Genomic DNA, 22,752 nt, shown 5'->3' on the forward strand with positions numbered 1-22,752 from the left:
AGGAGGAATTATCTTTGGAAAAGAATCAAATTGTACACCCTTGCGATGATTGTGGCGAAATTATTAGCTCACAAACTTTACATTTAAGTAGTGGAACCACTATTACACCAGTGGGCATCCATGGTCCTCTAGTAGCTAAAATTCCTGTAGTACTCGCCGAAAGAGAGATTCAAATAGATGTTGAAGCTGTATTTAAATTAAAGGAACCATTTTTGGAAATTAAAAGAATAAAGAAAAATGTATTTTTAACTCAATGTAAATTAATTCCAAGATCAGGCAAAATTGCTGCAGATGGCACTCTCATTTCTGGAAAATTATTTATAAGTGGATTCGTAAGAAAAAATATAGAATATGCTACGGCAGATTGTGTAGAAAAAGAAATTGTAAGTGGTAGAATTGCTCATACAACAATAGATATTCCTTTTACTACTGTAACAGAAGTTGTATATGCGGTACCACCAGTAGTTAATGTTCGCGGTGCTCAAACTGAAATAGATTTAATAAGCAGTTGCGGATGTCAAGACTGCGCTGGAGCTATTATCGGAAAATTAGGATGTGAACAATATCTTGAAGACCATGTAACTTTTACTGAAAACCCATACTGTGAATTAGAAGGAGTAAGAATTTTTGAAGATGATATTAATACAGATCCTTTATATCATAAAACTAATTCAAATATACAGCTTTATAATAAAGTAATCGAAAAGATGGTTATATATATTAAGGTTAAGGTATTACAAGTACAACAGGTAAATATTCCACGTGTTAGGTATGACGATTGCGACGAGTAAATCGCTCACTATAGACAATTAAATATAACCGTTTTTCTAAAAAATATTATTCTTTAGAAAAACGGTTATTTATATAATAAAAAAGGAGCATTTTTCAATGAAAAAAGACAAGAACCGTGAAAAATCAAAAATGATAAAATCGCTTATTATGTTGAACATGTTACAACAACCATCTTGTTTTATAAATATTAATAAAACATCTAATAAAAAACCAACAAATATTAAACCCAATAATTTAAATATAAAAAAGAATACAGAAGTTATACTTCCATTACAAGAAGTAAGTATTGTAGATGTTTCAGAAAATATAAATCCTATTCAAGATGTAACTTTTGAAAATGATACAGAATCTATACTTCCTATTTGTGATAAATTAAGTATGACACAATTTCTTGTTATTTTAAGGCTTTTACAACAGTCATATTATAATGAAAATATTAATAAAACGCTGAAAAACAGCTCAACAAATATTAAAGAAGAAAATAGAGTAATAGCAAATAAATTAAGTTTAATTAATTCAAAAGATAAGTTGAATATAAAATACATACTTCCCAAACAAGAAGTAATTATTGAAGATGATACAGAAGGTACAAACAAAAAAGGGGAAATCAATATTACCACTAATGATATTTATAAAATTTCTGAAAAAATAGATACTAATTGCTTCGATAACTTAATATCAACGATACCCATCATAATAGCAGAAAAAAATATAGATATTCCTATTGAATCAACGTTTAGATTAAAAAATGCTGCATTAGATATAAAGAGTATGAAAAAGGATATATATTTAACTAATAGTAGATTAATACCTTTGACTGAAAAAGACGATATTTCCTTCGCCATAAATGGAAAACTTTTTTTAGAAGGTTTTGTTAGAAATAAATTAGATTTTTCTGTAGCAAAAGGTGTAAATGATAACATAATTAATTTAGACACTGAATGTGTTATAATTTATATCCCTTTTAAATGTACTACTTTAATTAAATATAAAGTCCCTCCGGTTTTATCCAAACGGAAAGTTCCGGATTATATACCCATTTATATATCATCAGATTGTTTAAATATAAATAAGGATTTTAACGAATATTTAGGCAAAAAAAATATTCAATCGAGTGAATATATCAATTGCGATGCTCCACCTATAAATTGTGAAATAGAAAAAGCTAGAATTCATGAAACATATACTTTGGTCGATAAAATGGCTTTTAGTGAAGATTTCCCTTTAGAGATTAGTTTTCATACCATCAAAGAAAATATATTAATAAATCTTTCATTAACATTGATTCAAAATCAGGATATAGCAATTAATTATAGAAAAAAAACATAAATAATATTCTCTTTTTTAATTTACAAACAATATTAATAATAATTGGTTTAAGTACGTAGGTTAACACATAAAATGAAATATAGATTTAAAAATGACACGTACTAATTCTGAATTTTATTGTTATTGAAAGGGTGGGTATTATGGAAAATGAAGTGGAGAAGTCAACAATAAGGCTAGAAAAAAAACATAAGAAAATTGTTATAGGTATTATAATTTCTATTATCACATTACTTGTTATATATTTTGGAATGACAATATATTTCATGAATCATTTTTATTTTGGTTCTAAAATAAATTCCAGTAATGTTTCAGGCAAAAGTGTGGAGGATGTAAATAAACAAATGGCATCTAAGCTTCAGACATATAAGTTAAATATAAAAGAACGAGGTGGCAAAAACGAACAAATTAGAGCAGATGAAGTTGGGTTAAAGTATAATTCAGGTGGGCAATTTAAAGATTTTAAAGATAGTCAAAACCCTTTTAAATGGATTTCAGCATTTTTTAATACAGAGGATTCTAAAATGATAGAAGGAGTTAAATACGATAAGGACCTATTAAAAAAGCGAGTTGATAAGCTCTCCTGTTTTGAAAGCAGTAATATAATTGAACCTAAAAATCCTAGCTTTAAGTATACAGATAATGGTTACGTGATTGTAGGTGAAGTAAATGGAAACAAGGTCAATAAAGATATTTTATATGATCATGTATCAGAGGCAATACTTAAGGAAAAAACTACAATGGATTTGGACTCAATCAATTGCTATGTTAAACCGTTATATACTTCAAATTCCCCCAAAATAGTTGACACCAAGAACATACTTAACAAATATGTGTTTTCTAAAATCACATATATTATTGGAGAAAGTAGAGAACTTTTAGATGGTTCTAAAATAAATAAGTGGCTTACCGTTGATGAGAAAATTAAAGTTACATTTAATGAGAAAGAAGTTAAAAATTATATAGACGTACTTTCTGATAATTATAATACAATTGGAAAGAGAAGAAATCTTGTTTCATCATCAGGAAAGGAAATAAACATTGGTGGCGGTGATTATGGCTGGTCTATTAATAGAGCTAAAGAAACACAAGATTTAATTTTGGACATAAAGGAAGGGAGAACTATATCAAAAGAACCTGAATATAATCAAACTGCCTTATCTCATGGCATTAATGATATGGGGAATACCTATGTAGAAATAGATTTGACTGAGCAGCACTTATGGTTTTATAAAAATGGTTCACTAATGGTACAAGGTGATATTGTCACAGGTAATGCAAACGGGAATAATACAACACCAGGAGGAATTTATAGTTTAAAATATAAAGAAAGAAATGCGACTTTGAGAGGACCGGGTTACGCTTCTCCTGTTACCTTTTGGATGCCCTTTAATGGAGGTATAGGAATTCATGATGCAAGCTGGCGCAGTCAATTTGGAGGGGAAATATATAAGACAGGTGGTTCCCATGGTTGTATAAATTCGCCATACTATTTAGCAAAAGCAATATTCGATAATATTGAGCCGGGTATTCCAGTTGTTTGTTATAATTAACAAGACGTTTTTTTGGATTGGATGGGACAAGCTATTGATATCAGCTACCTCGCAAAAATTAATAGTAATAATTAAGTATATTAACTGAAATTTGATGAACAATTTTCCCGATAATCAAATTAACACTTTTTTATTTTTGAAAGAAATTCTATTAATGTGGAATACTAATTTAACGCTTATTTTTTTCTTAATTTAAATAGCTTGGAGGTATATAAATTAATGAAACAACATATTCGCAAAATTTGTATTTCTATTACTATTCTATCCTTTGTTTTATTAGGGTCCTTATGCTATAAATCCTATAATTTCAATGATATAGCTATTTCTACAATAGCTTCCGTAAATTCTGATCAAACAGAAATTATAAAAATAATGGAAAATATTTATAAAGACCGTTGCTCCATGTTTATTACTAGAGATATCACAAATCTCCCTAATTATTACGATACTTCTCAAAAGTTTGGAAAGTGGAGTTTGGAGCATGAAGTGAAAAGACTTAGTTATTTTAATGATTGGTCAATTAAAAGAGATATGAATTTTTTAAAAGTTGAATCAATTCCCGAAGTCAAAAAAATAACCAATACCAAAATAGGTATTCGCTTGTTGATTGATGAATATTACAAATTTGAGTATGCTTATAAAAATGATATACCATCTACTAAAAATATATTTGGAGTAGGAATAACACATTCTATTGAATTAATAAAAAACGGAGATAAATGGATAATTTATAATGATTGTTATTTAGATTGTTTTGAAGATGCATTAAAATCTTATTCGGGAGAAATAAAAGGCCTCAAGCTTAATAATGATAAAGCCCCTACTTTTAGACTGGAAAATTGTCCTAAAATACCATTTGAACTAAATGTTGTTACCAAAGGTCAATATAATAAAATAAATGCTGTTAAATATGCTGATAAATACTGTGGAGTGCCATGGGCAAGTGAAAATCCAACAAGATTTAATAAAATATACAAAAACTATACCGGCATTGGTGGGAATTGTACTAATTACGTATCTCAATCAATCGGAGATAAAGAGGGTGGTGGGTTACCCTTCGATGATGCTTGGCACTGCACTTACAAAAAATATGATGGAGCTGAAGGAAGCTGCGCATGGGTTAATGCTTATGAATTTAAAAAATATTTGACTTATAGTGGTAAGGCAAAAATAGTGGGAAAAGGGACATTCAAGGAATTGACTTCTAGAATTCCGGGTTATCCATGTGGTGCAATACAAAAGTTGGATATGGGCGATCTAATCTGTTATGCTAAAGGTAATGTTATAGATCATTTTGCTATAGTAACTAGTTTTGATTCTCATGGTTATCCTCTTGTTAATACTCATACTATAGAAAGATATCATGTGCCCTGGGATTTAGGCTGGGGAGATAAAGATATTAAATTCTACTTAATACATGTAAAATAAAAACTATTTGATAACAAGGAGGATTTCTATGAAATCAAAAATTATATTATTTGCAGTAGTTATATTAACTGTATTATTTGTAGGATGTACTAAGAAACCTTCAACACCATCACAAACAACAACACTTAAAAAGACCCTAAATGTAGGTAAGACAGTTTCAATGGTAAGTACTGAAGCTGATTTTGAAAAGGCTATAAGTAACCAGGGTACATGGATCATTGCAATAACCAAAGGTCTCACTATTGATAAAAATATTAGTGTTGACGGTGAGTATAAAAATGGTAAAAAAGATGCTAGTGGTAAAGATATTATAGAACGTAAGATAGATTTATATGGTCAAGACGAAGATAAGAACAGACTGACTTTGACTGTTCCAGAATTAACTGTTAATAGCCCTCAAGCCAGTATAGAATATGGAACTTTCAAAGGTGATCTTTATGTTTCATCAAAGAACTTTCAATTAATAGATACTATAGTTGAGGGAAATGTATATTTTACAACAGATGAAGCTAAATATACATTCAAAATGGATACTAAAAGTAAAGTGACTGGAAAACAGGAATTTAAAAAGTAATATGCTATATTTAAAAATATGAGTTATAATACTTGTATTAGTATATTATCATAAAGGAGAACCGCATATGAAACAAACAAAAGATGTAATGAAAATTAAAAAAACACATAGAGTTTTGAAAACTACACTCCTCACTATATTATCAATTTTTGTTATTGGAATGGTAGCTAGTGCTGGCGTGGTTCTAGCGATTATAAAGACATCACCACCTTTAGACATTAATCAAATCTTAGATTTAAATCAAACATCTATAATTTATGATGATAAAGGAAACGTAATGGATGATGTAATTACCACAGGCATAAATGGTCAAGTTGTAAAAAGGACCGATGTGTCGCTCGAGGATACATCTTCATATTTAGGCCCAGCTTTCATAGCTATTGAGGATCAACGATTTCGTCAACATGGAGGAGTAGATTACAAAGGGGTTATTAGAGCTGTGCTTCTGGATGTTCAAAACAAACTTCTTCATACCAATAAAAGTACTCAAGGTGCCTCCACTCTCACTCAACAACTTATAAAAAACAGGCTTTTCTTAGAGGATTCTTTAAGTAATAGACTTGATTACAAGAGAAAAATACAAGAAGCCTACCTTGCTATAGAGCTGGAGAAGTCTATGCCAAAGGACAATATCCTAGAAGCTTACATGAATACTATTTATTTAGGAGGTAATGCTTATGGTGTTGAAGCAGCAGCATACCAATATTTCAGCAAAACCTCAAAGAATTTAACCTTAGTAGAAAGTGCTTTTATCGCGGGAATTGCTCAGAGTCCTTCTGGATTTTATCCCTTTTCAACAGCCGCTGAAAAAAATCCGGATATATATTTAAATAAAACTAAATTGGTATTATCTAAAATGTATGAAACTAATTCAATTTCTAAAAAAGAATATGATGACGCAATTAATAGTATAAAAACTAACAATATAGTCTTCACAAGGCCTAATGTAAATTTAGATAGATATACTTATGAATCATTTTCAAGGCCTGTTGTTAAACAAATTAAAGCTGATCTAATGGCTCAATATAATTATAGTGACTCACAGGTTACGAATTTATTAATGAGCGGCGGAATAAAGATATATTCAACTATGAATAAGGATCTTCAACTTAAGTCTCAAAAAATAGTAGATGAGGACCCAATATTTAACAAAGCTAACAATACAAGTAAAAATACAATTCAGTCCTCAGCAGTAATTCTTGATTACCATAACGGGGAAGTTAAATCAATTATTGGTGGAAGGGGTGAGCTACCACCAAATTCTTATAATAGAGCAGTTGATGATATAAATTTTCCAAGATCAACTGGTTCAAGTATTAAGCCTTTAACAGTGTATGGTGCTGCAATCGATTCTAAATTAGCTACAGGGGATACGATAATAGATGATTCACCTCTTTCTCCTGAAATTGCTAATAAATATAAAGATGATAACGGAATTCCTTATAATCCAAGTGATGATAATAAACCTATGGGTCCAATTACAATACGATCGGCTATTGCAACTTCGCAAAATTTAGTTGCTGTTAAACTTGAAGATCAGATAGGTGTAGATACAGGATATGCTTACGCTCAAAAATTCGGTCTAAGTGTTACAAGCGCCGATAAAAATATTGCTACAATGTCACTTGGTCAATTTCATGGTGGTCAAACTCCACTACTTATGGCAGCTGCCTATGGAGTTTTCGGAAACTCTGGTATGTACGCGTCTCCTAGGCTATATACAAAAGTTGTAGATAAAACCGGAAAAATATTATTAGAGACTAACTATACTACTAAAAAAACCCTTGAGCCTGATAGTGCTTATATAATGTATGATTTATTAAAGGGACCTGTAAGTCCAGGCGGTACAGGTCCTAGCGCGAAATATGGAGATATGCCAGTTGCAGGTAAAACAGGAACGGCAACTGATTTAAAGGATTTATGGTTTTGTGGTTTAACACCATATTATTCAGCTGCTGTTTGGATTGGCAATGATGATTACAAAAAGTTTTACAATTTAACAAGTAATGATTCGGCTTTAATTTGGGGAAAATTAATGAAGGAAGCAAATGCTAATCTTCCTATAAAAGATATTACCCCACCCGCTGGGCTAGTAACAACACCCAATACTACTAGCAAAACTATACAAGACATTCAAAAAGCTGGTCTAGATTAATTGATATTTTTATTGAAAACTGTACATGTTCATACTTTTTTAATCTAATTTTAATATTAGTAAGAGATAATGAGTAGAAAAAATTGAATGTAACACAAAATATATGAGTTATATTTAAATTAAATAACTAAAATGTTAAGGGGATGGAGAATTGAACAGAAAATTTATTTTAACCATAATGGCAATTGGTATAACGATGAGCGTTGGGTTTACTAGCGTATACGCAGATACTGCGTCAGATAAGGCGAAAATTCATCAGGTTCAAGTTCAAAAAAGCGATCTTGAAAATAAAGTCGAGATGATGGACAATCAAATTCAAACAATTATGTCTAAAATCAATAGTAATGAAAGCAATATCACTAATACACAAGAGAATATTAAACAAAATCAAATAAATATTGCAAAAGCTGAGGCTAGTATTAAAGAAGAACAGACCCTTTTTAATAAAAGAATGCGAGAAATGTATATTAATGGAACATCAAGCTATATAGACGTTATATTAGGCTCAAATGGTATAGATGATCTTATATCCAGAATTGAAGATCTTAAAACTATAGTAACCTTTGATCAAAATGTTATTAATGATTTGAAAACAAAACAGGCAGCAATTAATTTAAAAAAGGTAGAGCTAGATACACAAAATGCAAAGTTACTAGCTTTAAGAGTTGATAATAAAAACAAATTAACTACTTTAACTAAACAAAAATCAGACCAAACTGTAATGGTAGCACAATTGAATGCTCAAGAAAGCAAATATGGTGTACAACTGGAAACAGACCAAGCTAGTGAAGCAAAACAAGCTATTTTGGTTGCGAACCAAGCAGCTGCAGCAAGACAAGCTTCTTCATCAAACCAAGTTGTGTTAGCGTCTCATAGTTCAACTTTTTCAAGAGGTGGAGGTGCAATTTCATCTAGTTCACTTATAGCATATGCTTCAAATTTTCTTGGCGTTCCCTATGTTTGGGGTGGGACAAGCCCTTCAGGCTTTGATTGCTCAGGATTCACACAATACGTATTTGCACATTTTGGAGTAAATATACCAAGGGTTTCAGAAGATCAACAAAATGTAGGACAACTTGTATCTAGAGCTAATCTTCAACCAGGAGATTTGGTATTTTTCGGTACGCCTGCACATCATGTGGGGATATATGTTGGAAATGGTAATATGATAAATGCACCTCATACAGGAGCTGTAATTAGAATTCAATCATTAAATAGTGATTTTACATATGGGCGTAGAGTTTATTAAAATAATCTTTAGTTATTTTAAACTTGATGATAAATATTTATCATCAAGTTTTTTTTCGTTATTTTTAAATTTTTATAAATTGACAAATAGTAGAGAAAATAATACAATTATACAGACAACTTTGTAATATTTATATAAGATATTATAAAATCAATAGAATTTTTTAAAAGGGTTAAGTATACAATAGGTGAAACACTAAGAACATAAAAAAGTTAAGTATATATTAAGAAAGAGAGGTGTTCTCTGATGAAAAAAAGATCAAGTATTGCTGTTTGGATTTTAGCTATTGTTATTATTGCAGTATTTATGCTTGCTAAAACAGATCAGACTTCAACAATTATTAATTTTAATCAATTTCAGAATGATTGGACAAATAATACTATAAAAAGCTTCGTTGTTCAAGAAGACCTGATGACGGTTTCGGGAACTTTAAAAAATGGAACTACATATAAAACCATCGTTCCATCTGCTAGATTGTTTCAATTCATAAAAGATCACCCAAAGAGTCAAAATGTTCAGGAGTCATACCTAAAACCTGCTTCTATTCCAATGTGGTTACAGTTTTTGCCTAATTTGCTATTGGTATTGATGTTTGTAGGTTATGGGTATATATTGATGAAGCAATCTAAGGGTGCTGGCGGAAGCGGGGGTGTAATGAAGTTTGGGAAAAGCAAAGCAAAACTTGCTGATCCTAATGCAAATAAAGTTAGTTTTGATGACGTTGCAGGAGCAGATGAAGAAAAGGCTGAACTTGCGGAAATAGTTGATTTTCTAAAACAGCCAAAAAGATATTTGGAAATGGGTGCTCGTATACCAAAGGGAGTTTTATTAATAGGGCCTCCAGGAACTGGTAAAACACTTCTTGCAAGAGCTATTTCAGGAGAGGCGGGAGTTCCATTTTTCAGCATCTCAGGTTCAGATTTTGTAGAAATGTTTGTCGGCGTCGGAGCTTCTAGAGTACGAGATTTATTTGAACAAGCAAAAAAGAACTCTCCTTGTATAATTTTTATAGATGAAATTGACGCTGTGGGAAGGCAAAGAGGTGCAGGCGTTGGTGGAGGAAATGATGAGAGAGAGCAGACATTAAACCAACTGTTAGTTGAGATGGATGGTTTTGGAGAAAATGAAGGAATAATAATGATTGCAGCTACCAATAGGGCAGATGTACTAGATCCAGCACTACTAAGACCAGGTAGATTTGACAGACAAATACTTGTTGGAGTACCTGATAGAAAAGGTAGAGAAGAAATTTTGGCAGTTCATTCTAAAAATAAGCATCTTGCGCCAGAAGTTAATCTTAGCGTTCTTGCTAAAAGAACACCAGGATTTACAGGTGCAGACATTGAAAACTTAATGAATGAATCAGCACTTTTAACTGTTAGAAAAGATAAAAAACTTATAGGAATGGTTGAACTTGAAGAAGCTGCTACAAGAATAATTGCTGGACCTGAAAAGAAAAGCAGAGTAATAGTTGAAAAAGATAGAAGGCTTACAGCATATCATGAAGCAGGCCATGCAATTGTAATGAATTTACTTCCAAATTCTGATCCTGTTCATCAGATAAGTATAGTTCCAAGAGGAAGGGCTGGCGGATATACTATGCGTCTTCCAGATGAAGACAGATCATACATGTCTAGGTCAAGACTTGAAGAGGAGATTGTAGGACTCTTAGGTGGTAGAGTTGCAGAGAAACTAGTTATTGGAGACATAAGTACTGGTGCAAGCAATGATATTGAAAGAGCAACTTCAATCGCAAGAAAAATGGTAATGGATTATGGAATGAGTGATACTCTTGGACCAATTAATTTTGATTCAGGTGGTGATGAGGTATTCCTTGGAAGAGACATGGGTAAAGATAGAAGATATAGTGAAGAAACTGCATTTAAAATAGATGAAGAAATAAAGAAACTTATAGATGTAGCATATAAAAAGGCATTAACACTTCTAACTGATAATAGAAGTAAACTTAATGCTGTTGCTGAAGAGCTACTAGTTCGCGAGAAGCTTGAAGCAGTTGATTTTCAAGAAATATTTGAAAAAAGCTAATTTTTATGAAACTGTGTAAATAATATATAGGTAAATAGTTAATAAAACCCTGGGATGATCTCAGGGTTTTATTATTGTTAGTATAATATTTTTGACCTGACATGTAGTTATCGCACATTTATAAAGTTGTTAAATTTAACTTTCTAAGTAACAATTACTCCGTTTTAAAATATCTTATATTAAAAGGAGATTTGTTATTATGGATAATAAAATATTATTTCAAAATATATGTAAGCTGAGCAATAAACAAATTGCAATGAAATATTCGTTCTTAGGTGAGGGTATATCTAGAGAGGTATACTCTATTAATGAGAATTATGTAATTAAGGTAGCAAAAATTGATGATGGTAGTTATCAAAACAAAGTAGAAAATCATGTTTATACACATGCTACAAAGGATTTGGTTAAATACCTGTGCCCAATAGTATGGTTTGAACCTAATAGAATTATAATGAGAAGAGCAATTCCACTCTCTACTTTAATTAAAGACCAATATATAGATCTTAAAACAATATGTCCAGAGAAAGAATCATATGATGATTTAAATAAACTAATAAACAATTTTATGCTTTTAGCTGATGACATCGTTTCTACAAGTTCTTGGGGAATTTACAATAATAAAAAAGTATTGATTGATTATGGGTGCACTACCTATTTTGGCGATGCTTTTTATACTTTTTTCTATAAATGGTAAAAGGCTAAAAGTTGCTCAATATTATGATTAACCTTCTATTTTTTTTATATACTAATCCCTCTCTAACCCCATTTCTACTAAAAATAATGTTGTTGACCTCTAGACTATCTATTAATATAGTTACAACCCCAGCTGCTGCAATTACAAAATTAACTTCTTCTTTTTCTAAACCTTTTTCATTTAATCTCTCAGAATTTGTTTCATTTTTTAATTTGCCATAGATTTTTTTGAACTCTTCTGCTGCAATAGAATGTGTATGCAATAACTCTAGTGATTTTTTATTTTCATTTAAATGTATTTTAAATATTATGCCCTCAAATTTGAGCAGCATTCTTAAGTCAAGGGAAGTTTTATGGTGACTATAATGTAATGACCATTTTACACAATTATATTATTGATTATTTTATGGTAATTAGTATATAATATAAGAAATGTGACTTATAGACAAGCTTAGAGTAACAAATAGAAAATTATAAAAAATGATTAAGAGGAGATTTTATGAAAAAGAAAAAAGAAGTTATTATAGTTTCCATTTTTACAGTTCTTATTGTATGTTTATTTTCTTTAGGTAGCATAGTCCAATTTATTATAAATATTGAGTGGTTTAATGAAATGGGTTACCTTTCAGTATATTTTACAAAGATACTTACTGTGTCAAAACTTATGATACCTATTTTTATACTTAGTTATCTTGGTATATGGTTATACTATAAGAACATCAAAAAGAGTATCGTACACTTAAAAAAAGTAGTTGAGGTAAATCCCAAAAAAGAAGCTATTGAGAGAAAAATTTTTATAGCCAGTAATATAATTGTTTCATTTATATTTTCTTTTACTTTTGCGTCTACATATTGGGATATGTTTCTTAAATTCATTAATGCTGTTAGTTTTAATGTCAAAGACCCTATTTTTAATATAGATGTTTCTTTTTATATTTTTAAACTTCCGTTAATTGAATCTTTATATAGCTTTATAATGACACTATTAGTATTATTAATTGTTATTAAAGCAGTAGTTTTCTTTGCATTTAAAGCAAAGGATACTTTTTATGCAGGGAGAATACAAAATCCTTATGAAGACACAAAACAACTTGGAAAGGAATTCATTATATTTGCAGGAAGACAGCTTGCAATAATATCTTCACTTATAGCACTTTTTCTTTCACTTGGATTTTTGATTAATTCATTTAATTTAGTGTATAGTCCTAGGGGAGTTGCATTTGGGGCAAGTTATACAGATATTCATGTTACACTACTATTTTACAAAATATTAATTGTGGCTTGTATTTTTGCTGCAGTAGCAATATTTATGAGTGTTTTAAAATCAAAGGTTAAACCTATAATAATTTCAGTTGTTGCTATTGTTTTAATAAGTGTTGTAGAAGTAATATCGGCGGCAGTAATTCAAAACAGTATTGTAATGCCAAATGAAAAAGAATTTGAAAAACCATATATTCAAAATAATATTAATTTTACAAGGAAAGCATTTAATATAGCTGATATCACTACAAATTCTTTTAATGTAAAAAATGATTTAACACAAAAGGATATTTCAAATAATCAGTCGACAATAGATAACATTAGGATAAATTCAGCTGCGCAGTCACTTGAATTTTATAATCAAGTTCAAATTATAAGATATTACTATAATTTTAGTGATGTAGACGTAGATAGATATAATATAAACAATAAATATAGTCAGGTATTTATTGCAGCAAGAGAAATAGACTCAGAATCGTTATCGCCAAATACTTGGCAGAATACTCATATGATTTATACTCATGGTTATGGTGTTGTAATGAGTAAAGTGAATGCTGTTACATCAGAAGGGCAGCCTGAATTTCAAATTAAAGATATGCCTCTCTCAAACAGTACAAATATAAAATTAACTAATCCAAGGATTTATTTTGGTGAAAAAACAGATCAGTATGCATTAGTAGATACCAATGTAAATGAATTTGACTATCCTCAAGGTGAAGCCAACAAAGTAACAAAATATGATGCAAAAGCCGGAATCAAAATGAGCTTAGGTAATAAACTTTTGTTTGCAATTAATAAGGGGGATTTAAATTTTATACTATCTAGGGATATTAATAGCACAAGTAAAATTCTTATTAATAGAAATATAGTGGAAAGGGCAAAGACTATAGCACCATTTTTAACTTATGATAAAGATCCATATGTTGTTATAAGTGGAGGAAAAATCTACTATATACTTGATGCTTACACTTCATCGAACAAGTATCCGTACTCACAGCCGCAAGATGGAATAAATTATATCAGAAATTCAGTTAAGGTTGTAATTGATGCTTATGATGGAACTACAAATTTTTACATGGCAGATCCAACTGATCCAATTGTATTAACTTACGCAAAGATTTTCCCTAATCTTTTTAAGGATATATCAAAGGTACCTGCAGACTTAAAAGCACATTTTAGATATCCATCTGATATATTTAGTATTCAAAGTGCAGTAATTGGGAAATACCATGTAACTGATCCAGGAGTATTTTATAGTGGAGAAGATATTTGGGATGTTTCTAAAAATGCAAATGCTGTAGGTGGTGAAGTAAAAACAATTATTCCACCATATCTTATAGAGAAATTGCCAGGAGAGAGCAGTGAAGAAATGATATTGCAACAGTATTTTAATATAAAGGGAAAAGATAACATGGCGGCAATATTAGGGGCTAGAATGGATGTAGGAAACTATGGCAAAATGTTCATAAATAAATTTCCAGCAACAACAGTATACAGTCCATACCTCTTTAAGCAGATGATAAGTCAAGATACTACAATTTCAGCACAGCTTTCTTTATGGAATACGGGTGGATCTCAAGTACAGTACGGAGACACTGTAATTCTACCGTTAAAGAATTCGTTGCTTTATATTGAACCTCTATATTTAAGAGCTAGTGGAAAAAATAGTATTCCTGAAATGAAAAAAATAATAATATCTTACGACAATAAGTTATTGATGGTTGATAGTATTGAAAGTGGATTACAACAGATATTCAATTATCAGGCACAAAATGCAGTAGTACCAGGAGCAACGGGAACTACTACTACGGCTCCGTTAAGTCAAACTCAAGTCAAACTAATTAAGCAAGCAAATGACTTATATACAAAAGCACTTGATTCTCAAAAGAACTTAGATTGGGCAAAATATGGAGAATATATTAAGCAACTTGGAACTTTGCTTAAACAATTAGATAAATAAAACAGATACAAATTTAAAAAACAAACAATTTAAGGCTACCACTCATTTAATGAGTGGTATCTTTTTATATAAAAATACTATAATAAACTTTATATTATAGTACTCTCAATTTGGACCTTAAACCGCAAAACCGTTTTAAGCTTCTCGGGTTCAGTTTTACGAGGGTCTGATAAGTATATTTCTCTATGTTTAAGGGAAATTCTTGTATACCCATTATCTTTGCAAAACTGTAACATCATTTCAAAATCTTTTGGCTCAGTATCATAGCTTCCTAAATGAAGTATTTGACAACATAAACCCTCAGATATTGTCAAATATTCTATTTTATCAAGGTAGATATTTGGCTTTTTATTTTTTGTTTCAGATATAAATCGGTTAAATAAATCAGTAGTTAGAAAATCTGGCTGACGTATCATAATTTTATATTTAAAATTACTTTTATTTGTAGGAAGCAGGGTTTTATCCATTAGATCCCATACACCCTCAAGTGGAAATACAGTGTAATCATAATAGCCGGTTGGAACATTATTACTTTTGTAAGACATCTTTACTGCATAACTAAAACTGTAAAGTGCAGCAGTTGCAAGTGCGAATTGCTCTTCATTTGGATCGCCATAACCGTCAATCGTAATAAAATTTATAGAAGGCACCGTAACGATAACTGGACTTTTTTTTGGAACATATAAATCTTTATATTCCTTTCTATATTCTAATTTAGCCATTATTTATACCTCTTTTCGTTTTATATTGGAATCAGTATAACACGTGCGGCTTGACTTCTGTATGTCATAGTATAGATAACTTTAAAAAACTAATCAATACTTATTAATAAGAATGTTACTTTATACAAAGGTATTTGTAACATACCCCCAGGATATGAAAGAAGATGAGGATATATTTTTAATATTGTTAGAAAAAACTAAAGATTCAATAAAAGCTACAAAAAAGAATCCTAAGTAAATGACCTTGTGGAAAGTAAAAACTTCCAGTTTTACTACGACCTCAGAGGTCGTAACAGAAACTGGAAGTTTATTTTTGCTATTTGTGTTATATATATTAATTAATCTATACATCTAAATATATTAAAATATTTTACCGCAATCATTGATTTGTGTTGCTATATTGTCTTGGTTTACTATGTTGGAGTATACTATGGTGTCTACCATATAATAAATAAATCGCTAGTCCAATTAATAACCAAATTATAAATCTAATCCATGTTACTATAGGCAATGCTGACATTAAATAAAAACAAGCAAGTATAGTAAGGATAGGTATAAATGGCACCCAAGGACATTTAAATTTTCGCTCAGCATCTGGCATTGTTTTTCTAAGTACTATAACACCGATAGATACCAAAACAAAGGCAAATAATGTACCTATATTGCAGAGCTTTATTATCTCCTGTAATGGTAAAAACCCTGCCATAACCGCAGCTATACAACCTGTGATTATTGTACAAAGTGTAGGCGTTTTGTGAACTGGGTGTACCTCCGAAAATACCTTTGGAAGTAAACCATCTCTAGCCATAACCATAAATACTCTTATCTGTCCATAAAGCATTACTAGAAGCGTTGAAATCATGCCTATTACAGCACCAGTTCCAACTAAAGCTGCACCCCAGTTAATACCAAAACGTGTTAATGCATCTGGAATAGCATTATTCTGACTAATTGCTTTAAATGGAACCATACCCGTTATAACAACTGCAACTGTAACGTAAAGTACAATTACCACTCCTAGGCAAATGGCCAGTCCACGAGGGACATCTCTCTTTGGATTTATAGTTTCTTCAGCTGCCGTAGAAACAGCATCAAAACCAATATAAGCAAAGAACATGATTGAAGCACCTGCCATGACACCCTTCCATCCAAAAGGAGCAAATGGCTTATAGTTTGCTACACTAATATGGAATACGCCAAGTACTATAAATAAAATAATTACACCAATTTTAATTAATACTATGACATTATTCAATTTTGCACTTTCTTTTATTCCTACAAATAATATCCATGTTACAAGTGCCACTATAAGAATGGCTGGTAAATCAACAATCCCACCTGATGAAGGACCTTTGGTTATTATACTAGGTAAAGTAACTCCAGCAGACTTTAATAGTCCTACGAAGGTTCCTGACCACCCGGATGCGACTGCGGCAGAGGAGACCAAATATTCAAGCATTAAGTCCCAGCCTATAATCCAGGCTATTATTTCACCAAACGCAATATAGGAATATGTATAAGTACTTCCTGCTACTGGAAACATTGTAGCAAGTTCTGCATAAGTAAGTGCACAAAGTCCACTTGTTATTGCGGCTACAATAAATGATAAAACAACTGCAGGTCCTGCCATATGAGCTCCAACACCTGTTGAAACAAAGATTCCAGTACCGAGAACTGCACCTATTCCTAGTGCTGCAAGGTCAGTTGATGTAAGGTTCTTTTTTAAGTCAGTCTTTTTCGCGGCATGAAGCTCCATTTTTAAGGATTTTTTCTTCCACATTCTCTTCCATATATTCTTCAAATTGTTTTTCTCCTCGCTTAAATTAATTTTTTGTCTGTATATGTATTAATATAATATTGCTTTTTACATTCTATCCTTGCTGATTTATAGTTTATTACTAACTTATTAATATCTTTTTCTATATTCATATAATTTGATTTAAATGTGTTACTTCTTTCAGAAAGAAATTATTCATATTTCTGTAGCAATTTAAGCACCTCAACAGATGCATTAAATCTTGTCTGAACATCATCACTGTCCATAGCATTTTTTATATTTTCTATGGCCTCTGGAAGCAACTTTCTCAACTTTTCCTGTAAATTAACATTGCCGCTCGCAGGTTCAGTTTCAGATAAAAACGCTTTAAATTCCTCTATACGATGCCTTAAATGTGCAACATAATTTTGAGCACCTAAGGATTTTCGAACAGCATCAGGTAAACTAGCCCTATTAATTGGCTTATCCTTATTAATAAATTCAACTTTTCTTTGATGAGGATAACCATCTTCTATCTTAGTTGCATCATAATAATATGGGCTTGTAACTTTGGCTATATATATTTTCTCTCCATAGGGTATGATACATAAATCACCAACCTTGATATTATTCACAAAATGGTTTACTACACCAAGATTTACATTAGAGCAAGAATAGTTGTTTCTAGAAAGCTCTGTAAGAATTGCGCTTTTAGGCATACTTGTTAAGTCAAGCAAATTACTCCAACCTATTGCAATTATGTCGTTTTCTAGGAACTCCTTTATTCGATTAGTGTTTTCAGGATTTGTTCTTACTAGCCATAAATCATTAAAATCTAACAATATAAACCTCCTAATAATAAATTATTATAATATTGTTTTATTATTAACAGTTTACAACTAAATCGACTAAAAGTCAACTAAAGTCCAACTAAAACTAGACTAAAGCACCTCATTTGCTAATTATAGTTAAGTTTTACTTAAATTTTAGAAAATAAAAATTTCCAGTTTTACTACGACCTTAGAGGTCCTAATAGAAACTGGAAATTTATATTTGCTAGTTAATTACAATAAATCAATATCTAACTAGTGTTCAATATAAAAAGTGCTTTGTTAAGTAATAGCGGTTATTTTATATTTGTGCTGTGGTCTTCCTATTTTGCCGTACTCAATTAACCTCTCTACTTTTCCTTCATTGGTCATATCTTCTAAATATTTTCTTACAGTAACCCTTGCAATTCCTAGTGTTTCCCCTAGTTCTTCTGGAGTAGTGTATTTATTTCCTATTAGCTCAATTTGCTGCCAAATTGTTTTATAAGTATATCTATTTAATCCCTTTGTCAAATCTAGATTTCTATTATTATCTTGCTGCGATAAATCTTTGCTACTTGAAATATACTTATCCAATTCGTCTTGCTCAATTTCATTTGTCTTTTTAAAGTTATAGTATCTATCTTTAAATTTAATTAAAGCTTCCTGAAACCTCTCTAAGCTGAAAGGTTTGATTAAATAATCTCTGGCTCCATAGCGAAAAGCCTCTTGAACTCTATTAATGGTTTTATCAGCAGTTATTAAAATAACATCCACTGCTATTTCTTTGGCTCGAAGTGATTTTAAAAAGTCAATTCCATTTTCTTTAGGAAGATAGATATCAAGCAAAATCAAATCTGGTTTTTGTTTCTCCATACAGCTCTGCGCTTCTTTAAGATTACTTGCAGCCTTAATTAAGTGGAAGCCTTCTACCTTTTGTAAAAATTTTGTATTGATATCACGAACCATAGGGTCATCTTCAATTATCATTACTTGAATCATTTGTTTAACTCCTTTTCATAGGTATATCTATATCCCACTGGGTCCCATTTTCTACATTAAACACAATTGTGCCTTGCATATCATCAATAATATTTTTGACAATATACATACCAATTCCACGCTGACCTACTTTCGTTGTAGTCCCAATCTCATATATAGTATCTCTAATTTCGTAAGAAATACCTTGTCCGTTGTCTTTTATTTGAATTTTTAAGTGATCATCTATAACAAAGATCTTAAAGTATACAGTTCCACTTCCATCCACGTTTACTTCATCAAAAGAATTTTCAATTAAATTTCCAATAATAGAACCTAATTCGTCTTCACTCATATATTGTGGTAATTCATTTAATTGAGAATCTGCGTCAATTTCAAATACTATTCTTGCTTCCTCTGCTTTATTAAATTTTGAAAATAACAAAGCAGCAATAGATACATTCTTTATTTGATTTGTGAGAATACTATTGATTCCATTTCGATTTTTAGCAACATTTGATATGAATTTCAGAGCTTCCTTATATTCTTCCAGCTGTATCAATCCTGATATAGTATGAAGTTTATTCATAAATTCATGATTTTGAGCCCTTAGAGACCAAGTCATTTTCTTTATTCCTGTGAGCTCTTCTGCCATTTTCTTAACTTCCGTTAAATCCCTGAAATTCATTACTACCCCAATTACTTCATCTTTATCATTTTTAAGGGGATTATATTTGCATAAAATAGTTAGGCCTGGTCTTACTTTCATTTCTATATTTTCATAATACTTTCCTACTTTCAGGACTTCAGAAATTTTATTTTCATAAGAAAGGTTTGTGATATTTTTGCCTATATCTTCTTCCTTAAGGTGTAGAATATCACCGGCTTCTTTATTAAATAAGGTGACTTTTCCACTTTTATCAACTGCCAAAATACCTTCCTTCACACTTTCAATTACAGCTTCTTTTTCTTTTAAAATCCAAGCTATTTCTGCTGGTTCTAAACCAAAAATGGCTTTTTTAATATTGGAGGATAAAAGAGTTGCAGCAATTACTCCTAAAATTAATCCTAATATTATAAAAGGTATAAATTCATCTATCTTTGAATAAATCTCATTATAAACCTCATTGATTGGGCTTCCTATAGCCACTGCTCCAATTTGTTTACCATCTTTAAATATGGGAGTAAATGCTCGAAGGGAGAGGCCTAAGCTACCCCTTGCTTCTGAAACATACTCTTCGCCTTTTGTGAGGACGCGTTTTTCATCTCCACCCTCAAATTTTTTACCTATTTCTTTCTTTATAGGATGAGTATGTCTTATTCCTTTCATATCCATTACTACAATAAATTCAACTTTAGTTTTACGCCTTATGCTTTCTATTTGATTATTTAAAGCCTCTCCATTAATTTTATTGTTTCCTTCCAAGTAATTTTGTACAAGATAACTCATTGAGACAGAATTTGCGATATTCAAAAGATTATGTCCAAATTGATCTTTAAGCACTATTTTCATCTGATTAAAGGATAGTATTGATATACTTCCAATAGTCAAAAGTAAGATTCCTATTACAAAGGCCGTGATTTTTGTTTTTAATTTCATATCTTTCTCCTCTTAAATTCTTAAGACTTGGGGGTACTTTTATAAAAATTATACCATATATACTTTTTTAAAATATATTGTTAAAATTTCTACAAAGTTTTTTTAATTACCACAAAGTATTTTAAACTTATTTAATATTTAAAAATGGTTAATTTGTTGTTATGATGATGTCAGAAAAAAATTATAAAGTTAATAATAATTAATAGTGAAAACGTATAAATAAATTAACTAAGAGGGGAGATATTTAATGAATTATTTTGAAGAAAGTTTAAAACTACATGAAAAACATTTAGGTAAAATAGAGGTAATATCAAAAATAAAAATAGAAACAAAAGATGATTTGGCACTTGCATATACACCTGGTGTTGCAGAACCTTGTAGGAAAATCCATGAAAATGAAGAAGATGTGTACAAATATACTGCTAAAGGAAATATGGTTGCTGTTGTTACAGATGGAAGTGCCATTCTAGGACTTGGAGATATAGGACCAAAAGCAGGACTTCCAGTTATGGAAGGTAAGGCTATATTGTTTAAAGAGTTTGCTAATGTAGATGCCTTTCCAATTTGCTTAGACACAAAGGATGTCGATGAAATTGTTCGCGCTGTGCAGCTTATATCTCCAGGTTTCGGTGGAATAAATCTAGAAGATATTAGTGCTCCAAGATGTTTTGAGGTAGAAGAAAAACTTAAAAAATTATTAGATATACCAGTATTTCACGATGACCAACATGGAACAGCAATTGTAGTGCTTGCAGGGCTCATCAATGCTACTAAAGTAGTTGGAAAGAAACTTGAGGATTTAAAGGTTGTTATAAATGGTTCTGGTTCAGCAGGAACAGCAATATCTAAACTTTTACTTTCTTCAGGAGTGAAAAATTTAATTGCTTGTGACAAGGTAGGAATACTTTACAGAGGAATGGATAAAATCGATGATGCAAAAACAGCCCTTGCAGAAATTACTAATCCAGATAATATAAAAGGAAGCTTAAAAGATGCATTCGTAGGTGCTGATGTATTTATAGGAGTTTCCGCTCCAGGAATAGTAACACCTGAGATGATTAAATCTATGAATAAAGATTCTATAGTATTTGCAATGGCAAACCCAGTTCCAGAAATTATGCCAGAGCTCGCTAAAAAAGCAGGTGCAAAGGTTGTTGGCTCAGGACGTTCGGATTTTCCAAATCAAGTTAATAATGTGCTTGTATTCCCTGGCTTATTCAGAGGTGCTTTAGATGTGAGAGCAAAGGAAATAAATGAAGAAATGAAGCTAGCAGCAGCATACGCTATTGCAAATTATATAAAAGATGAAGACTTAAATGAAAATAATGTAATTGTAAGTGCCCTAGACAAAGGTGTAGCATCAAAAGTAGCAGAAGCAATTGCAAAAGCTGCAAAAGAAACAGGGGTAGCAAGAATATAAAATAAGGGGACATATTAGTAAAGGTAAAGGGGACACATATACAAAGAAGGGTGTTTCCAAAATTAACAAAAAAATAGGGGGATAAAAAAATGCAAATTCCAATTAAGAAAACACTCGATAAAGTTCCAGGCGGTATGATGGTGGTTCCACTTTTTTTAGGGGTATTAGTTAATACATTTTTCCCAGGAGTCTTAAAAATTGGTGGTTTTACAACGGGATTATTCGGTAAAGCGGCATCAACACCAATTTTAGCTTGTTTTATGTTTTTAATTGGTTCACAAATTAATTTCAATTTAGCACCAAAGGCATTAAAAAAAGGTGCACTATTAATAACAGGAAAATTTATAGTAGGTGCTGGTATTGGTATATTTGTAGGAAAGGTTTTTGGACCTGCTGGAGTATTAGGTTTATCACCACTCGCAATCCTTTCA

18 protein-coding genes are annotated in these 22,752 nt (G+C 31.0%); 12 read left to right on the forward strand and 6 right to left on the reverse strand.

Annotated features, from left to right (window positions below; all coding sequences use genetic code 11):
- Positions 1-14: 14 nt before the first annotated feature.
- The 9 genes from VIM70_RS10500 to VIM70_RS10540 all read left to right on the forward strand — a co-directional run bounded on the left by VIM70_RS10500 (position 15) and on the right by VIM70_RS10540 (position 11,817).
- A complete protein-coding gene (locus VIM70_RS10500; protein WP_331945705.1) occupies positions 15-791 on the forward strand; it encodes a CsxC family protein in 777 nt (258 codons plus the stop codon).
- Between the two features lie 97 nt (positions 792-888).
- A complete protein-coding gene (locus tag VIM70_RS10505; protein ID WP_331945706.1) occupies positions 889-2,121 on the forward strand; it encodes a hypothetical protein in 1,233 nt (410 codons plus the stop codon).
- A 140-nt stretch (positions 2,122-2,261) separates the two neighbouring features.
- A complete protein-coding gene (locus VIM70_RS10510) occupies positions 2,262-3,671 on the forward strand; it encodes a L,D-transpeptidase family protein (protein ID WP_331945707.1) in 1,410 nt (469 codons plus the stop codon).
- Positions 3,672-3,890: 219 nt separating this feature from the next.
- Positions 3,891-5,099 carry an amidase domain-containing protein gene (locus VIM70_RS10515; protein ID WP_331945708.1) on the forward strand — a complete coding sequence of 403 codons (1,209 nt, stop codon included), beginning with the start codon at positions 3,891-3,893 and terminating at the stop codon, positions 5,097-5,099.
- 28 nt (positions 5,100-5,127) lie between these two features.
- Positions 5,128-5,673, forward strand: coding sequence for a hypothetical protein (locus VIM70_RS10520; RefSeq protein ID WP_331945709.1), 546 nt, complete (start codon positions 5,128-5,130; stop codon positions 5,671-5,673).
- A 67-nt stretch (positions 5,674-5,740) separates the two neighbouring features.
- Positions 5,741-7,828 (forward strand): transglycosylase domain-containing protein, encoded by a 2,088-nt coding sequence (locus VIM70_RS10525; RefSeq protein WP_331945710.1) that lies wholly within the window; start codon positions 5,741-5,743, stop codon positions 7,826-7,828.
- A 151-nt stretch (positions 7,829-7,979) separates the two neighbouring features.
- Positions 7,980-9,077, forward strand: a complete 1,098-nt coding sequence (locus tag VIM70_RS10530; protein ID WP_331945711.1) for an NlpC/P60 family protein — start codon at positions 7,980-7,982, stop codon at positions 9,075-9,077.
- A gap of 246 nt (positions 9,078-9,323) precedes the next feature.
- Complete coding sequence (ftsH, locus tag VIM70_RS10535; protein WP_331945712.1) at positions 9,324-11,123, forward strand: ATP-dependent zinc metalloprotease FtsH; 1,800 nt, start codon at positions 9,324-9,326, stop codon at positions 11,121-11,123.
- A gap of 199 nt (positions 11,124-11,322) precedes the next feature.
- Positions 11,323-11,817: a hypothetical protein gene (locus tag VIM70_RS10540; RefSeq protein WP_331945713.1), complete on the forward strand. Its 495-nt coding sequence runs from the start codon at positions 11,323-11,325 to the stop codon at positions 11,815-11,817.
- Positions 11,818-11,821: 4 nt separating this feature from the next.
- On the opposite strand, the gene VIM70_RS10545 is transcribed toward VIM70_RS10540, so the two are convergent.
- Positions 11,822-12,148 (reverse strand): hypothetical protein, encoded by a 327-nt coding sequence (locus VIM70_RS10545; protein WP_331945714.1) that lies wholly within the window; start codon positions 12,146-12,148, stop codon positions 11,822-11,824.
- A gap of 167 nt (positions 12,149-12,315) precedes the next feature.
- Between VIM70_RS10545 and VIM70_RS10550 the strand changes: the two genes are divergently transcribed.
- A complete protein-coding gene (locus VIM70_RS10550; protein WP_331945715.1) occupies positions 12,316-15,036 on the forward strand; it encodes a UPF0182 family protein in 2,721 nt (906 codons plus the stop codon).
- A gap of 89 nt (positions 15,037-15,125) precedes the next feature.
- On the opposite strand, the gene VIM70_RS10555 is transcribed toward VIM70_RS10550, so the two are convergent.
- From VIM70_RS10555 to VIM70_RS10575, 5 genes are all read right to left on the reverse strand, one after another.
- Complete coding sequence (locus VIM70_RS10555) at positions 15,126-15,758, reverse strand: GyrI-like domain-containing protein (RefSeq protein WP_331945716.1); 633 nt, start codon at positions 15,756-15,758, stop codon at positions 15,126-15,128.
- Between the two features lie 379 nt (positions 15,759-16,137).
- Positions 16,138-17,538 (reverse strand): amino acid permease, encoded by a 1,401-nt coding sequence (locus VIM70_RS10560; protein WP_331945726.1) that lies wholly within the window; start codon positions 17,536-17,538, stop codon positions 16,138-16,140.
- A 188-nt stretch (positions 17,539-17,726) separates the two neighbouring features.
- Positions 17,727-18,356, reverse strand: coding sequence for a hypothetical protein (locus VIM70_RS10565; RefSeq protein ID WP_331945717.1), 630 nt, complete (start codon positions 18,354-18,356; stop codon positions 17,727-17,729).
- A 270-nt stretch (positions 18,357-18,626) separates the two neighbouring features.
- Positions 18,627-19,325, reverse strand: a complete 699-nt coding sequence (locus tag VIM70_RS10570) for a response regulator (RefSeq protein ID WP_331945718.1) — start codon at positions 19,323-19,325, stop codon at positions 18,627-18,629.
- 4 nt (positions 19,326-19,329) lie between these two features.
- Positions 19,330-20,901: a sensor histidine kinase gene (locus VIM70_RS10575; protein WP_331945719.1), complete on the reverse strand. Its 1,572-nt coding sequence runs from the start codon at positions 20,899-20,901 to the stop codon at positions 19,330-19,332.
- A 247-nt stretch (positions 20,902-21,148) separates the two neighbouring features.
- Here VIM70_RS10575 and VIM70_RS10580 point away from each other — a divergent pair, with 247 nt between their 5' ends.
- Both VIM70_RS10580 and VIM70_RS10585 read left to right on the forward strand, forming a co-directional pair.
- On the forward strand, positions 21,149-22,321 hold the full coding sequence (locus tag VIM70_RS10580) for an NADP-dependent malic enzyme (protein WP_331945720.1): 1,173 nt from the start codon (positions 21,149-21,151) through the stop codon (positions 22,319-22,321).
- A gap of 89 nt (positions 22,322-22,410) precedes the next feature.
- A partial coding sequence (locus VIM70_RS10585) for a 2-keto-3-deoxygluconate permease (RefSeq protein ID WP_331945721.1) occupies positions 22,411-22,752 on the forward strand: 342 nt, incomplete at its 3' end.

It is taken from the genome of Clostridium sp. (assembly GCF_036569345.1).
In the GTDB taxonomy this organism is placed as follows: domain Bacteria; phylum Bacillota; class Clostridia; order Clostridiales; family Clostridiaceae; genus Clostridium_AD.

Coding starts and splice junctions, on each gene's coding strand:
- VIM70_RS10505 (WP_331945706.1), top strand. CDS start 889: ATGAAAAAAGACAAGAACCGTGAAAAATCAAAAATGATAAAATCGCTT.
- VIM70_RS10510 (WP_331945707.1), top strand. CDS start 2,262: ATGGAAAATGAAGTGGAGAAGTCAACAATAAGGCTAGAAAAAAAACAT.
- VIM70_RS10515 (WP_331945708.1), top strand. CDS start 3,891: ATGAAACAACATATTCGCAAAATTTGTATTTCTATTACTATTCTATCC.
- VIM70_RS10520 (WP_331945709.1), top strand. CDS start 5,128: ATGAAATCAAAAATTATATTATTTGCAGTAGTTATATTAACTGTATTA.
- VIM70_RS10525 (WP_331945710.1), top strand. CDS start 5,741: ATGAAACAAACAAAAGATGTAATGAAAATTAAAAAAACACATAGAGTT.
- ftsH (WP_331945712.1), top strand. CDS start 9,324: ATGAAAAAAAGATCAAGTATTGCTGTTTGGATTTTAGCTATTGTTATT.
- VIM70_RS10540 (WP_331945713.1), top strand. CDS start 11,323: ATGGATAATAAAATATTATTTCAAAATATATGTAAGCTGAGCAATAAA.
- VIM70_RS10545 (WP_331945714.1), bottom strand. CDS start 12,148: ATGCTGCTCAAATTTGAGGGCATAATATTTAAAATACATTTAAATGAA.
- VIM70_RS10550 (WP_331945715.1), top strand. CDS start 12,316: ATGAAAAAGAAAAAAGAAGTTATTATAGTTTCCATTTTTACAGTTCTT.
- VIM70_RS10555 (WP_331945716.1), bottom strand. CDS start 15,758: ATGGCTAAATTAGAATATAGAAAGGAATATAAAGATTTATATGTTCCA.
- VIM70_RS10560 (WP_331945726.1), bottom strand. CDS start 17,538: ATGTGGAAGAAAAAATCCTTAAAAATGGAGCTTCATGCCGCGAAAAAG.
- VIM70_RS10570 (WP_331945718.1), bottom strand. CDS start 19,325: ATGATTCAAGTAATGATAATTGAAGATGACCCTATGGTTCGTGATATC.
- VIM70_RS10575 (WP_331945719.1), bottom strand. CDS start 20,901: ATGAAATTAAAAACAAAAATCACGGCCTTTGTAATAGGAATCTTACTT.
- VIM70_RS10580 (WP_331945720.1), top strand. CDS start 21,149: ATGAATTATTTTGAAGAAAGTTTAAAACTACATGAAAAACATTTAGGT.